Source organism: Streptomyces sp. NBC_00335, assembly GCF_036127095.1.
Lineage (GTDB): Bacteria > Actinomycetota > Actinomycetes > Streptomycetales > Streptomycetaceae > Streptomyces.
Map to the genome: position 1 here is coordinate 262,217 of NZ_CP108006.1, position 13,632 is coordinate 275,848.

The 13,632-nt window shown below is 71.4% G+C and carries 13 protein-coding genes; 8 read left to right on the top strand and 5 right to left on the bottom strand.

All coding sequences use genetic code 11. The annotated features are described in order from the left end of the window. Window positions 1-71: 71 nt before the first annotated feature. Window positions 72-734 (top strand): TetR/AcrR family transcriptional regulator, encoded by a 663-nt coding sequence (locus tag OHA37_RS01230; RefSeq protein ID WP_266901512.1) that lies wholly within the window; start codon window positions 72-74, stop codon window positions 732-734. A gap of 29 nt (window positions 735-763) precedes the next feature. On the opposite strand, the gene OHA37_RS01235 is transcribed toward OHA37_RS01230, so the two are convergent. After that, complete coding sequence (locus OHA37_RS01235; protein WP_266901514.1) at window positions 764-2,401, bottom strand: glycoside hydrolase family 13 protein; 1,638 nt, start codon at window positions 2,399-2,401, stop codon at window positions 764-766. A gap of 97 nt (window positions 2,402-2,498) precedes the next feature. Continuing rightward, window positions 2,499-3,461, bottom strand: a complete 963-nt coding sequence (locus OHA37_RS01240; protein ID WP_266901516.1) for a helix-turn-helix domain-containing protein — start codon at window positions 3,459-3,461, stop codon at window positions 2,499-2,501. A gap of 142 nt (window positions 3,462-3,603) precedes the next feature. Between OHA37_RS01240 and OHA37_RS01245 the strand changes: the two genes are divergently transcribed. Then, a complete protein-coding gene (locus OHA37_RS01245) occupies window positions 3,604-4,632 on the top strand; it encodes a saccharopine dehydrogenase family protein (protein WP_266901518.1) in 1,029 nt (342 codons plus the stop codon). Window positions 4,633-4,876: 244 nt separating this feature from the next. Continuing rightward, window positions 4,877-5,485 (top strand): GOLPH3/VPS74 family protein, encoded by a 609-nt coding sequence (locus tag OHA37_RS01250; RefSeq protein WP_266901520.1) that lies wholly within the window; start codon window positions 4,877-4,879, stop codon window positions 5,483-5,485. Between the two features lie 45 nt (window positions 5,486-5,530). On the opposite strand, the gene OHA37_RS01255 is transcribed toward OHA37_RS01250, so the two are convergent. Beyond that, window positions 5,531-6,613 (bottom strand): terpene synthase family protein, encoded by a 1,083-nt coding sequence (locus OHA37_RS01255; RefSeq protein WP_266901522.1) that lies wholly within the window; start codon window positions 6,611-6,613, stop codon window positions 5,531-5,533. Between the two features lie 371 nt (window positions 6,614-6,984). Between OHA37_RS01255 and OHA37_RS01260 the strand changes: the two genes are divergently transcribed. Beyond that, window positions 6,985-8,019: a hypothetical protein gene (locus tag OHA37_RS01260; protein WP_266901524.1), complete on the top strand. Its 1,035-nt coding sequence runs from the start codon at window positions 6,985-6,987 to the stop codon at window positions 8,017-8,019. Between the two features lie 58 nt (window positions 8,020-8,077). After that, window positions 8,078-9,457, top strand: a complete 1,380-nt coding sequence (locus OHA37_RS01265; protein ID WP_266901526.1) for an MFS transporter — start codon at window positions 8,078-8,080, stop codon at window positions 9,455-9,457. A gap of 76 nt (window positions 9,458-9,533) precedes the next feature. Here OHA37_RS01265 and OHA37_RS01270 read toward each other — a convergent pair whose 3' ends face one another. Further along, the gene (locus OHA37_RS01270; RefSeq protein ID WP_266901528.1) at window positions 9,534-9,776 is read right to left on the bottom strand and encodes a hypothetical protein; all 243 of its coding nucleotides are present in this window, start codon (window positions 9,774-9,776) and stop codon (window positions 9,534-9,536) included. Window positions 9,777-10,044: 268 nt separating this feature from the next. Here OHA37_RS01270 and OHA37_RS01275 point away from each other — a divergent pair, with 268 nt between their 5' ends. Then, the gene (locus tag OHA37_RS01275; RefSeq protein WP_266901530.1) at window positions 10,045-11,085 is read left to right on the top strand and encodes a vWA domain-containing protein; all 1,041 of its coding nucleotides are present in this window, start codon (window positions 10,045-10,047) and stop codon (window positions 11,083-11,085) included. Window positions 11,086-11,222: 137 nt separating this feature from the next. Next, window positions 11,223-12,137 carry an alpha/beta fold hydrolase gene (locus OHA37_RS01280; protein WP_266901532.1) on the top strand — a complete coding sequence of 305 codons (915 nt, stop codon included), beginning with the start codon at window positions 11,223-11,225 and terminating at the stop codon, window positions 12,135-12,137. A gap of 69 nt (window positions 12,138-12,206) precedes the next feature. Here OHA37_RS01280 and OHA37_RS01285 read toward each other — a convergent pair whose 3' ends face one another. Continuing rightward, window positions 12,207-12,599 (bottom strand): YciI family protein, encoded by a 393-nt coding sequence (locus OHA37_RS01285; protein WP_266901534.1) that lies wholly within the window; start codon window positions 12,597-12,599, stop codon window positions 12,207-12,209. A 567-nt stretch (window positions 12,600-13,166) separates the two neighbouring features. On the opposite strand from OHA37_RS01285, the gene OHA37_RS01295 reads away from it, so the two are divergent. Next, entirely contained in the window at window positions 13,167-13,460 is a 294-nt protein-coding gene (locus OHA37_RS01295) for a hypothetical protein (protein ID WP_266901536.1), read from the top strand. Window positions 13,461-13,632 lie beyond the last annotated feature (172 nt).

A 13,632-nucleotide genomic window follows, 5' to 3' on the forward strand; every position in this document is an offset into this window, starting at 1 on the left:
CGGGTACGCACCGCTCCCCCAATAAGACAGGACTGTCTTAAATTAAGACACGACTGTCGTAAGATGCCAAGGTGTCGACACCGACGTCTTCAAGCGACAGGCCGCGCAGGCGGCGCCCCTACGCTCCGCGCGTCCCGCTCGCCGAACGCCGCGAGCAACTCCTCGACGCGGCCCTCGCCGTGATCGTGAGCGACGGCTACGCCCGGATCTCCATCGACGCGATCGCCAAGCGGGCCCAGGTCGCGCGCTCGGTGGTCTACGGGGCCTTCGAGGACCTCGACGACCTGCTGCTCACCCTCCTCGACCGGCAGCAGGAGCTCGCCTTCACCCGCCTGCTCGCGAGCGTTCCCGACACCCTCCCGACCCGCGATCCGGTCGACTTCGCCTGCGAGGCGGTGCACCGGATGGCCGCCATGCTGCGGGAGGATCCGGACACCTGGCGCCTGATCCTGCTGACGCCGGCGACCACTCCCCCGGCCGTCCACGCGCGCATCGAAGCGGACCGGGAGCGGTTCCGGCGCAGGGTCGCCTCGTGGATCGAGTCCGCGCCGGCCGCCGAAGGGCCGGCGCCGGACCCCGAGGTCCTCGCCCACGCGCTGGTCGCCTCCGCGGAGCACTTCGCGCGCCTCGCGCTCACCTCCGCCGACGCGATCGACGCCACCCGGCTCGCCGGCCAACTACGGCTCCTGCTCGGCGGCATCTGGTCCGCGCCTTCGGCCTCGCCGTCACCGTAGCGGCACGCCCCTCGCGCGCACCGGCTCCTTCAGCGCAGCCAGACCGCGGTGTCCCGGGGCAGGGAGCCGTCCTCCAGAGGCCCGCTGGAGAGAAGGACTTCGGTGTGCTCCGGCAGCGGAACCGGGTCGCCCGAGAGGTTCACCAGGCAGCGTACGGAGGACCCTGCCGCGGTGCGGGCGAAGGCGAGTACGCCCGGCCGGGCGGACAGCCAGGTGAACTTCCCTTCGAGCAGCGCCGGTTGGGCGGCTCGCAGGGCCAGGGCCCGGCGATAGAAGCCGAGCATCGAGTCCGGGTCGGCGCTCTGCTCGCGCACGCTCCGCGAAACCCACTCGGCCGGCCGGGGCAGCCAGGACTTCGCCTCCGGTGCCTCGTCTCCCCACGGCAGGGGTACCCGGCAGCCGTCCCGGCCGAGGTCCTCGCCTCCGGTCTGGAAGAAGGTCGGGTCCTGGCGGAGTGCCGGCTCGATGTCCTCGACCTCTTCGAGGCCCAGCTCGTCGCCCTGGTAGACGTAGACGCAACCGGGAAGGGCCATCGTCAGCAGGGCCGCGGCCCGGCCCCGGCGCCTGCCGAGGCCGAGGTCGGCGGGGACGCCGTGGACCCGGCGGCCGTCGAGCGCGTACGAGGTGTCCGCGCGTCCGTAGCGGGTGACGTGGCGGGTGGTGTCGTGGTTGGACAGGACCCAGGTGGCGGCGGCGCCGACCGGCGCGTGCTCGGCGAGGGTCGAATCGATGACCGTGCGCAGGGCCGTCGCGTCCCACGGGCTCTGGAGGAAGGCGAAGTTGAACGCCGTGTGCAGTTCGTCGGGGCGCAAGTAGCGGGCGAAGCGCTCCGGATCGGAGGTCCACACCTCGCCCACGAAGACCGGATCGTGGTCGTAGCCGTCGAGGACCTCGTGCCAGGCGCGGTAGATGTCGTGGACGCCGTCCTGGTCGGCCCAGGGGCTGGGCCCGCTCTCGTGGTCGGGCAGCGCCGGGTCCTTGACGAGGTTGTCGGCGACGTCGATGCGGAAGCCGTCCACGCCCCGGTCGAGCCAGAACCGCAGGATCGACTCGAACTCCGCGTGCACCTCGGGGTTTTCCCAGTTGAAGTCGGGCTGTTCGGGGGCGAACCGGTGCAGGTACCACTCGCCGGGCGTGCCGTCGGCCTCGGTGACCCGCCGCCAGCCGGGGCCTCCGAAGACGGACTGCCAGTTGTTGGGCGGTTGTTCGCCGTGTTCGCCGCGGCCGGGCCGGAACCAGAAGCGCGCACGCTCGGGCGAGCCGGGGCCGGCCGCGAGGGCCTCGCGGAACCAGGGGTGCTGGTCCGAGCAGTGGTTGGGGACGATGTCGACGATCACCCGGATGCCCAGGTCATGCGCCTCGGACAGCAGCGCTTCGGCCTCCGCCAGGGTGCCGAACATCGGGTCGATGTCCCGGTAGTCGGCGATGTCGTACCCGCCGTCGGCCATCGGAGACGGGTACCAGGGGCTGATCCACACCGCGTCCACGCCGAGCCGGCGCAGGTACGGGAGCCGTGCTCGGATCCCGGCGAGGTCACCGATCCCGTCACCGTTTCCGTCCGCGAAACTGCGCGGATAGATCTGGTAGATCGCGGCACTCCGCCACCAGGCGGCCGGCGCTGCGGATGGGGGTTCGGGGGCCGGGGTGAGGGCCTCGGGGGTCGCCATGTGGCGAATCTAGGGAGGGCTCCTCGTCCGAGTCAACCGTTTGCCTGAATCTTTTGATCGAATCGATCGATGTGATCGGAAACGTGCGGGGATCCGCTCACGCCGTCGCCGGGGTCGGGGCGGTCCGGGAGCGGAAAGTACGGCGGTATGCGTCCGGCGGGACGCCCACCGTGCGGGCGAAGTGACGGCGCAGGGTGGTGCCGGTGCCCATGCCGGTTGCCGTCGCGATGGTGTCGACGGTGTCGTCGGTGGTTTCCAGCAGTTCCTGGGCGTGGCGGATCCGTTGGGTGAGCAGCCACTGCAACGGGGTGGTGCCGGTCACCGACTTGAAGTGGCGCCCGAGGTGACGCGAGCTCATCCGGGCCCGGCGGGCCAGGTCCTCCACGGTGAGCGGCTCGTCGAGGCGTTGCAGCGCCCAGGGGAGGACGTCGGCGAGCGGGTGGTTGCCGGGGACGGGCACCGGGGTCGTGACGAACTGCGCCTGGCCGCCGTCGCGGTGCGGCGGGACGACCAGCCGGCGGGCGATCTTGTTGGCGACCGAGGAGCCGTGGTCGAGGCGCACCAGGTGCAGGCACAGGTCCATGGCGGCGGCCTTGCCGGCGGAGGTCAGCACGCTGCCGTTGTCCACGTAGAGGACGTCGGGGTCCACGGTGACGAGGGGGTGGCGCCTGGCCAGTTCCTCCGTGTGCGCCCAGTGCGTGGTCGCACGCTTGCCGTCCAGCAGGCCGGCCGCGGCCAGCACGAAAGCGCCCGTGCACAGGGAGGCCACGCGGGCGCCCGCCCGGTGAGCGGCGCGTACCGCGTCGATGAGCTCGGCCGGCGGGTCCCGGTCCAGGTCGGCCCAGCCGGGGACGATCACCGTGTCCGCTCGCGCGAGGTGGTCGAGTCCGTGGTCGGGCTCCAGGCGGAAGCGGTCGATCCGTACGGCGCCCGGTCCGCAGAGCGAGAAGTCGTACCAGGGGTTCACGAGGTGCGTCAGGTCCGAACCGAAGACCTCGCAGGCCAGGGACAACTCGAAGTGCAGCATGCCGTCGGTGACGGCCAGCGCGACAGTGGGCATGTCCGGAAGTGTACGGGTCGTGTCGTTCCGGACAGTGGCCGGTGGGAGCTGTTCCGCGACACGATGTTCATGACGGAGCGCGGCGGGCCCCGAGGGCCTGCCGCGGTCATGCGGGTACGGACGATGACAGGGGAACGGGACCATGGGATCAGGTCAGACGGTGGCGGTGTTCGGCGCGTACGGGCACACCGGGCGGTTCGTGGTGGCGGAGCTGGTGGAGCGCGGGTTCGTCCCGGTGCTCTCGGGCCGCGACGGCGAGAAGCTCAAGGCGCTGGCCTACGAGACCGGCCTGGAGGCCAGGCCGGCGACGGTCGGCGACCCCGACGCGCTGGACCGCGCACTGGCCGGCACGGCTGCGGTGATCAACGCCGCGGGGCCCTTCGCCTCGACGACCGGCCCCGTGATCGAGGCGGCCCTGCGGGCCGGGATCCCCTACCTGGACGTGGCCGCCGAGCTGGAGGCCAACATCGACACCTTCGCGCACTTCGCCGACCGGGCGCGGGACGCCGGCGCGGTGATCGTTCCGGCGATGGCCTTCTTCGGCGGCCTGGGCGACCTGCTGGCCACCGCCGCGATGGGCGACTGGACCGAGGCCAAGGAGGCTCACATCGCGTACGCCCTGAGCAGCTGGCACCCCACCGCCGGGACGCGGCTTTCGGGCGCGGTCTCGCGGGAGCGGCGCGGTGAGCGGCGCATGCGCTACGCGGGCGGGCAGTGGGAATACCGCACCGACGCCGCGCCGACCCTTGAGTGGCGGTTCCCCGAGCCGATGGGGCCCCGGCAGGTGATCGGGGAGTTCACGATGGCCGACGTGGTGACCGTGCCCAGCCATCTGTCGATCCCGGACGTGACCACCTACATGACGGTCGAGGCGGTACGCGACATCGCGGCTCCCGGCACGCCGGCGCCGTCCGCGGCCGACGACAGCGGACGCTCCGACCAGACCTTCCTCGTCGACGCGGTCGTACGGGCGGGCGGCGCGGAACGCCGCGCCGTGGCCCACGGGCAGGACATCTACGCCGTCACGGCGCCCCTCGTCGTGGAAGCCCTGGAACGGGTCCTGACCGGCCGTACGCGTACGGTCGGCGTCGCCTCCGCGGGCGAGATCTTCGACGCGCCCGACTTCCTGCGCGCGCTGGCCCCGCACATCACCCTGGAGCTGCTCCCGTAGCGGAGACGGCCCTGCGACGGGGGGCCGCCGCTGCCGGCGCGGCCGCCCGACCGGCCCGGACGCTCACCGCCACCGCGGAGGCCCTGGCCCGCCGTACGCTCCGGGCCTCCGGTCTCAGCCACCCCGACACCGCGGCAGGAAAGTGTGACGTCTTGCGAACGGCCGGGGGCGAGGTCGCCCACGGACGACCGAGCTGATCGATAATTGGCCGGCGCCCTGCCTGCACGGTTGAGAGGAGCCCTTGATGACCACACCGCGGGACTTGTTGATCATTTCCATGGACGCGGAGTCCGGCCGGACCGTCGAACAGGGCGACCTGTCGCTCGCGCTCGCGGGGGCCGAGGCGGTCGACCTCCTGGCCGCCCGGGCCATCGGGCTGGACGGCGATCACATCGTGCCGGGCGAGGATGCGGAGCTGGGCGATTCCCTGCTGGACGCGGCCGCGGCGTCGCTCGTCCGGGAGGCGCCCTACGAGTCCGTCGCCGACTGGCTGTGGCGCAGAGGGCTCGGCCTTTCCGCGAGCTACGAGGCCGTGCTCGAAGAGGAAGGACAGCTCGTACGGCAACGCCGGCGCGGGTTCTCCCTCCGGGCCGGTGAGCTGGTGCCGGCCGATTCGCCGGCCCGCCGTCGGGCCGAGGAGCGGTGGAGGTCGGAGGATCCCGTTCTCGTTCTCCTGGCACGGGCCCTGGAGGGCGGCGACGAGCCGTCCGGCGACGCTCCGGACGTGTCCGACGACGGGGTCGCGACGGTGTTGGCCGCCGTCAACGACGCAGTGGTGGAACTGGCCTCCGTACGACAGCGCCGGGCCATCGAGAACGCGGCCTTCGACAACATCTGGCGCGGCGGCGGCTGACGCCGAAGCACCCGCGACTGCTTCGCGATGGGGCCGTGCCCCGGCTCAGGGGGCCGGCGGCGGGGCGCCGTCGACGGCCCACCACCATGCGATCGACGCGATCGGCGGGGGTGTGAGGGGGACACCTTCCGGTGGGCGGAGCGCGGTTGCGGCTCTGCCCGGCTGGTGGTGACTGCCGTTCGGTTGGTAGGGGTGGTAGCGGGAGGTGGCCCCGCACCAGTCCCGCACGCCGTGGACGTACTGGGTGAGTGCGTCCAGGAAGCGTTGGATCCGCGGGTCCGCCGGGGCCATCGCGGTCTGCCGACCCAGGTCCGTGAACCGGCGCATGATCGCGTTCCTGAGCACGGAAGCGGCTTCCAGGCCCTGCCCGGGGCCCAGGCCTCGGCCGCGCTGGGCTTCCAGGAGTGCTACCAAATTGCCGCTGCGGCTGCCGCGTTCGCTCTCCTTCGCGAAGGAGTGGATGTCGGTGTCGACGACCACGATCCCCGCCGCCATCTCGGTCAGCGCACGGATCCGCCGGTCCTCCCACCGGGGTGCGGGCAGGGCGGCACCGACCGCGTCGAGCAGCACGGGTACGGCCAGGGCGGCCCCGGAGTGCAGGCGGGTGAGCAGGTAGTCGCTCACGTCCTGGGGCTCTCCCCGTGCGGTCGTGTCGGCGCCGATGCGGGCCTCGGCGAGGAAGTAGCCGCGCATCGCGTCGACCCATCTCCTGACCTGGACGGGGGTGGCCATCGCGTCCACCCGGAGCCGGATGTCGCGCAGGGCCAGGGCGAAGGGGTCTGCGTCGAGGGGAACCTCCGGGGCCTCGATCGTCCGCTGGAGCCGGGCGACCATCGTGAGCATCTCGGTGGGGGTGAGACTCGGGAGGTCCTCGTCGCAGAGGTCGTCGAAGGCGAACACCCACACGGCGAGATCGCTCAGCAACTGGGTCGCGAACGGGTCGGCGTACGGTGCGATCCGCACCGCGATCCGGTTCAGCCCATGGGTCAGCCGCGCGCTGCGGTCCGTCCCTCCGCCCAGCCCGAAGCGGTTCATGAACTCCGCCGAGCCCACGTCGTGGTCGTCCGCTCCCGCGCCACGGCCAGGGCCGTGTACGCGGTCGGCTTCGTGCGTCCGTGTTCCTGACATCAGTGATCACCTCGTGTTCGGCAGTGGACGGGCTCACGCGGTGGCAGGACCAGGCACGGCACACGGAACCGACGGCGGGGCTGCGCATGCGGACGGCCTTCACGGGGGTCGCGGAACGCACTCGGTCGACCCATCTCATTGAACGCAGGACGTCCCCCGGGCCACAACGGGCTACCGGGAGCACTCGTGGGGCGCCAGGAGCACGACGCGCGCCGCCGGAGCCACCTGCCGACGGCCCACGACCCACGGCCCACGGCCCACGGAAGCACCGCACCCGGGGTTCCCACGGACGGCAGAGCAGTGGGGCCGGAACGTGCCTACGCTGGAAGGGATCACCGTCTCGGCTCGGATCCTCCGGATGAGGTGAGGTCATGACAACGAAACACGGAGCCGCACTCCGCCGAAGGCGTCGGATGCCCGTGGTCGCCGTTGTCTCCGCCGTCGCCGCCACCTGTCTGGTGTCCGGGTACGCGGGTCCAGGCCAGGGAGCTTCCCCGGCGGCGGCCGCCCCGCTCGCCGCCGGCCCGCAGGACGGTTCCTGCCGGACCGCTCCGCCGGACAGCTTCTGGCACGCTCCCGTGGACACGCTTCCCGTACACCCGAGCTCGGACCGGTACGTCGCTTCGATCGGTGCCACGGAGCCCCTGCACCCCGACTTCGGGGCGGGGCTCATCGACGGCGAGCCCTTCGGCATTCCCATCACCGTCTCGGACACGACGGTGCCGGAAGCGAAGGTCTCACTGGACATCGCCGAGGAGAGCGACGCGTCGGGGTACCGGATTCCGCAGGACGCCGGGATCGAGAACGGTCCGCAGAGCTCCGGTGACCGCCACGTCGTCGTCTGGGACCGCGCCCTGTGCAAGTCGTACGAGCTCTGGAACGCGACGCCGCAGGGCGACAACGCCTGGCGCGCCGGCTCGGGCGCGGTCTTCGACCTGCGGAGCAACGAGCTGCGGCCCGCCGACTGGACCTCGGCCGATGCCGCCGGCCTCGCCATCCTGCCCGGGCTGGTGCGCTACGACGAGGCGGCGGGCGGGCTGGTCGACCACGCGATCCGGATGACCGTGCCCCGTACGGATCAGAGCTACGTCTGGCCGGCCAGGCACCAGGCGGGCTCCGCGGCGGACGAATCGCTGCCGCCCATGGGACTGCGGATGCGGCTCAAGAGCTCGGTGGACACCTCGGCCCTGGGCCCCCAGGCCTTGGCCGTCGCCGAGGCGCTGAAGAAGTACGGGGCCATCGTCGCCGACAACGGGTCGGCCTGGTACCTCACCGGTGAGGAGAACCCCGGTTGGGACAATGACCAGCTCAACGCTCTCAAGGGCTTCAAGGGTTCGGATTTCGAGGCCGTCGACGCCTCCGGGCTCCAGCAGTCGCCGGACTCCGGGGCCGTGGCGCCCCGCTGACCGCAGACGGCGTCCCGCAGACCGTTGGCCCCTCTGACCGCTGAGAGGAATGGCCCTCATGCGCGCTGAGACTTCCGCCACGGCGCGGAAAGGGGCCTTCATCGCGGTCGCCGTCGCCCTGTTCTGCATCCAGCTCGACTTCTTCGCGCTCAACCTCGCCATCCCGGGGATCGCCGCGGAGCTCGGCGTCACGGTGTCGGCCGCGCAGTGGACCTTGTCCGCGTACATGCTCGCCATCGGCTGCTTCTTCATCGTCGGCGGCCGGGTGGGGGACGTGTTCGGCCGGCGCGGCACGCTGCTGGCGGGAACCGCCCTGTTCACCGCCGGCACCGTGGGATGCGCGCTGGCTCCCGGCCTCGGTCCGCTGGTCGTGGCCCGGATCGCCCAGGGGGTGGGCGCCGCGTTCGTCTTCCCGGTGGCCGTGTCCGTGATCACCAACACCTTTCCCGAGGAGTCCCGAGCCAAGGCCCTGGGCGCCGTGTTCGGCGTCGCCAACACCGGGACCGCGATCGGGCCCTTCGTGGGCGGGGGGTTCACCGAGGGGCCCGGCTGGCGCTGGATCTTCTGGCTGATGGCGCCGCTGAGCCTGTTCTCGCTGCTCACCGCTCTCGCGTACGTCCCCGACTCGCGCGACGCGTCGGCGCCGCGCGAGCTCGATCTGCTCGGATGCGCCCTGATCGTCGGGGCGCTGGCCGCCCTCACCCTGAGCGTGGAACGCGCGGACGCCTGGGGGTGGAGCAGTGCCCGCACCCTCGGCGGCTTCGCGGTGGCGGTGGTGGGCGGCGGGCTGTTCCTCGTACGGGAGCGGCTGGCCCGGCACCCGCTGATCGATCTGCGGCTGTTCCAGGACGTCCCGTACGTCCTGGTCACCGGGATGGGCACGCTCACGAACATGGGCTACGGGGTCACCGTCTTCCTCGCCACCCTCTACCTCCAGGGCGTACGGGGGCTCTCGCCGCTCCTGGCCGGCACCGTCTTTCTGGCCCCGGCGCTGCTGGTGGCGCTCAGCGGGCCGCTGGGAGCGCGGCTGGGCCGGCACCTGCGGCCGACCACGGTGATGGCACTGGCCGGAATCGGCGCGGGCACGGGGATGTACGCGCTGACCCAGGTCACCGCCTGGTGGCTGTACGTACCGGTGTTCGCGTGGTGCGGCCTGGGGCTCGGGCTGGGCTGGACCTACGCCAGCGTGGCGACCCAGCAGATCGTCCCTCCGGCCAGGGCCGGGGAGGCATCGGGGGTCCTGCTGACGTTCCTGGTCACCGGAGGTGCGATCGCGCTGGCCGCGGCGGCCGCGGGGATCTCGGCGATGACGCCGCAGCGGTCGCCCGAGGAGGCCTACGACGCCATCCTGCGGCTGGGCGGTGTGGTCGTACTCGCCACGGCGGTGCTGGTCCTGGCCGTACGGCGTCGGCTCGGGGCGCAGGGCAGGACCCGCTGAGTCCGCTCACACCGCGGGGGCGGCGGACGTCACCGTCCGACCGCCCCCGCGCGCCGGCCCGGGCCGGAAGTTCTTACTAGGCGCCGAGGTGGGAACCCTTGACCCACTCCGCCTCGCCGTCCTTCGCGCAGGAGGAGGTGTAGACGGGGCCGAAGGGCGCCGGGACGGCGGCCGCGGACGAGCAGTTGGACGAGAAGGCCTTGTGGCCGCCCGAGAAGTAGTCGATGTCGACACCGTCGTTGGCGAGGGCCGCGCCGGCGCCACCCAGCAGGATGCCGGCGGCGAGGACGGAGGCGGTGACGGCAGAGCGAATACGCATTGGTTCCCCTAAGGACTCAGGATCTGGGGACGCTCCCATGGCTGGGTGCGTCAGCCGATTCAACGCCCGGCGGAGCCGACAGGAACGACCGTTCACTCGAACGCCGCGGGCGTAACGTTTCGACACCCCCACGCGACCCCCACGAGACCCGGCGCGCGGCCGAGTTCACGCCCCCGTGCCGCCTCCGGGTCGGGCATCGGAGCCAAGATCGATTGTCAGTGGTGGATGAGACGGTAGGAGCATCCAGTCGGAACGAGGGGGAGCTTCCATGTCCGGAAACCAGAACTACATCAACCACGTTGCTCTTGTGTTGGATGCCAGTTCGTCCATGTCGCACCTGAGCCGCAAGGTCGTCGAAGTCGCCGATCAGCAGATCGCGTACCTGGCCCGCCGGTCCGGTGAACTGGACCAGGAGACCCGCGTCACGGTGTACGTCTTCGCGGACAAGGTGGAGTGCGTCGTCTACGACAAGGACGTGCTCCGGATGCCCTCGCTGAAGCAGCTGTACCGGACCGGTGGGATGACGGCGCTGCTGGCGGCTTCGCTGAAGTCGCAGCGCGAGCTGGCCCAGACGGCCCAGCTGTACGGCGACCACAGCTTCCTGACGTTCGTGCTGACGGACGGGCAGGAGAACGCCAGCCACCGCTCCCCGGACGCTCCCGCCCGGGATCCGCGTGAACTGGTCAAGGCCGTCGCCGAGATGATCGCGACGCAGGAGGACAACTGGACGCTGGCCGTCCTCGTGCCGGACCAGATGGGCAAGCGCGAGGCCATGCAGTGCGGCTTCCCGAAGGAGAACATCGCCATCTGGGACGCCACGAGCACGCAGGGGCTGGAGGAGGCCGGGCAGGTCATCAAGGAGGCCACCGAGAAGTTCATGGTGGGCCGCGCCAAGGGCATCCGGGGATCGCGGGCGGTGTTCTCCACCGGCGGGGACACGGTCAACAAGGACACCATCAAGGCGGCCGGCCTCGCTCCGGTGGACCCCTCCGCGTACCAGCTGCTCCCGGTGGCCCGTGACGCGGCGATCCGGGAGTGGGTCGTCGAGTCCGGGCACACCTACCGCACCGGTGGCGCGTTCTACCAGCTGAGCAAGCCGGAGAAGATCCAGGCGAAGAAGCAGATCGCGGTGCTGGAGAAGAAGACGGACCGGGTGTACAAGGGGCCCGAGGCCCGGGCCCTGCTCGGGCTGCCGGCGGTGGAGGCGCGGGTCAAGCCCGACCACAACGACGATTTCACGATCTTCGTGCAGAGCACCAGCGTCAACCGGAAGCTCGTCCCGAACACCCGGCTCCTGCTCATGGTGTGACAGGTGCCGCCCTCGCACCCCCTCCCCCGTGCCCGTCCCCCGTCGCCGGGACCGGAATCCGGCGGCGGGCCCGGATGGCGGGGCGCAGGGGAGCGAGGGAGGCTGGGGGTATGCGATGGCGTGCGCCTGGTGCGGCGGTGGCTGCGTTGGCCGCCGTGCTGCTCGTGGCCGCCGCGCCGCCGCCGGGCAGTGGTGACACAGAGCAGCGCGTGGACATCGGCGGCGGGCGGAGCCTGTACCTGCACTGCGCGGGCTCGGGGAGTCCGACCGTGGTGCTGCTCGCCGGTCTGCACGAGGCCTCCGACCCGTGGTCCCTGACCGACACCACCCCGCCCGTGCCCAAGGCGCCGGCGGTACTCCCGGGTGTGGCCGCCTTCACCCTGGTGTGCACCTACGACCGGCCGGGGACCATCCGCTACACGGAGCCACCCGCGCTCACCGACCGGAGCACACCCGTACAGGGCACCCGGGCCCTGGACGCCATGGTCCAGGACCTGGACCGGCTCCTGACGGCCGCACACGTGCCCGGTCCGTACCTGCTGGCGGGTCACTCCTTCGGTGGGATGCTCGCGCTGCACTATGCGCAGGAGCACCCTGAGCGGACGCGCGGGCTGGTCCTGGTCGATGCCCTGGGGCCGGCCCTGAAGCCCGCGATGGGGTCGGACTGGGCGGCGTACGTGGAGGCGCTGCGGCATCCCGGTACTCCGTTCGACGCCGATCCGGACTTCGAGCAGGTGGACATCGAGGGCGGGGTCACCGCCATCGACCGCGGCGGGCCGCTGCCCCCGGTTCCCGTCGCGGTGCTCAGCAAGACCGAGCCCTTCGCCGTGCCGCCCACGATGGCGAAGGATCTGGTGGCGAAGCTGGAGAAGGCCTGGCCCAAGGCACAGCAGGCCCTTGTGGGCTTGCGGCCGCAGACCCCGCACTTGCTGGCGACCGGTAGCGATCACTACGTCCAAATCCACGACCCGGACCTCACGATCGCCGCGATCCGCCTCGTGGCGGACCGGGCCGCGACCACCCTGCCGAGGACGGCCTCGCCCTCGCCGTAGCGGTTGCGGTTGCGGTCGCGCTCACCGTAGGGACGCGCTCGCCGTGACGGCGAGCGCGGCCCGCTCGGCTCAGGCCTGGGTCGGGTCCGCGGGGATGGGATGGACCTCGACCGGGTCGCTGCCCGGCGTTCCTCCCGGGCCGGGGCAGGCCGACGCCCGTGCGGCGATCTCCAGGGCCCGGTCCTCGCTCTTGACGTCGACCAGCCAGTACCCGGCCAGGATCTGTCCCTCGTAGGCCGGCCCGTCGGTCACCTGCGGCCGCCCGTCGCTTCCGGCTCGTACCGTCTTGACCAGCGAGGGACCGCCGAGGCCCTGCCCGTCCACCCATTCGCCGGCGGCGGTGATGTCTTCGTTGAGGGCGCCCATGTGGGCGAACATGGCCTTCATGTCGTCCTCGGAGTAGGAGGACATGATGGCGTCCCACTCGGCGGCAGGCACGTTCATCTGGATCATGTACTTCATGTTCCTCACCCTTTCGGGGCGGCTGCTGGGGTTTCGGTCCTACACAGAGGTAGACAGCCAGTGGCCGCGAAACTCATCGGCGCTCCCAGCACCACATCACGGAAACCCGAAGATCGCCCCCAGGGCGGTGCTCGCGAGGGACGGCGGGCGTCGGTTTCCGTCTTCTTCCGCGCCGCCCAGGACATCGGTGATCATGCGGGTGGCGAAGTCGGTCGTCCATGGCGGGAATGGTCTCGGGACGGACGCTCCTGGGCATCATGCGCATCGTGGCCACGATGTTCGGCACGACGTACTCGATGACGTCCTTGCCGTGCCCCTCGTGGGCCAACGGGAGCCTCCCGCTTGACCTTCCGTCACACCCCGGGGTCAACTCCCGACGGGCCCCCCGTGCTCCGGCGGCCCGTCGACGGGTGAGAATGAAGCCGACCCGGCTTTGTGGTGAGCGAGTGGAGGAGCGGCATGCGGATACGGACGTGCGTACGAACGGCCTCTCTGATCGCCGGCTGCGCACTTGCCCTGACGGCATGTACGGAACACGAGGGCGCCGTTTCGTCGGCCGGTCCGACCGTGACGAGCACGGCCGCACCGTCGACCGCCCTCGGGCTGGCCGAGCGGTATCAGCAAGCGGGCGGGGACAAGGACGTGTACGCCATCCAGCAGGAGACGGTGCCCGGTGAGGCTCCGCTGCTGATCCTCCGGACCACGCGGAGCGAGTCGGACAACGCGCTCTTCGAGAAGCAGCGCGATTCCGTCGTCTCGTACCTCAGGGAATCCGAGCAGCTCTCCACGGCCAAGGGCTACCGCATGGACGTATTCGGGCGGGACGGATCCCTCCTCCACCGATGGGATGCCCGCCCCTAGGCCGTCTGACCGGTGATCATCACAGAAGCGAGATCTGCTTCTGGTCATCGAATCGATCACCGGAAAGCCGAGGCTGATCGTCCACGACGGTGGCACGTCGAGCATCACCATCGGCTTCTGCCCCTGATGCGGACGGGACCTCCCCGAGTCACAGCGGGACCGATGGTTCGAA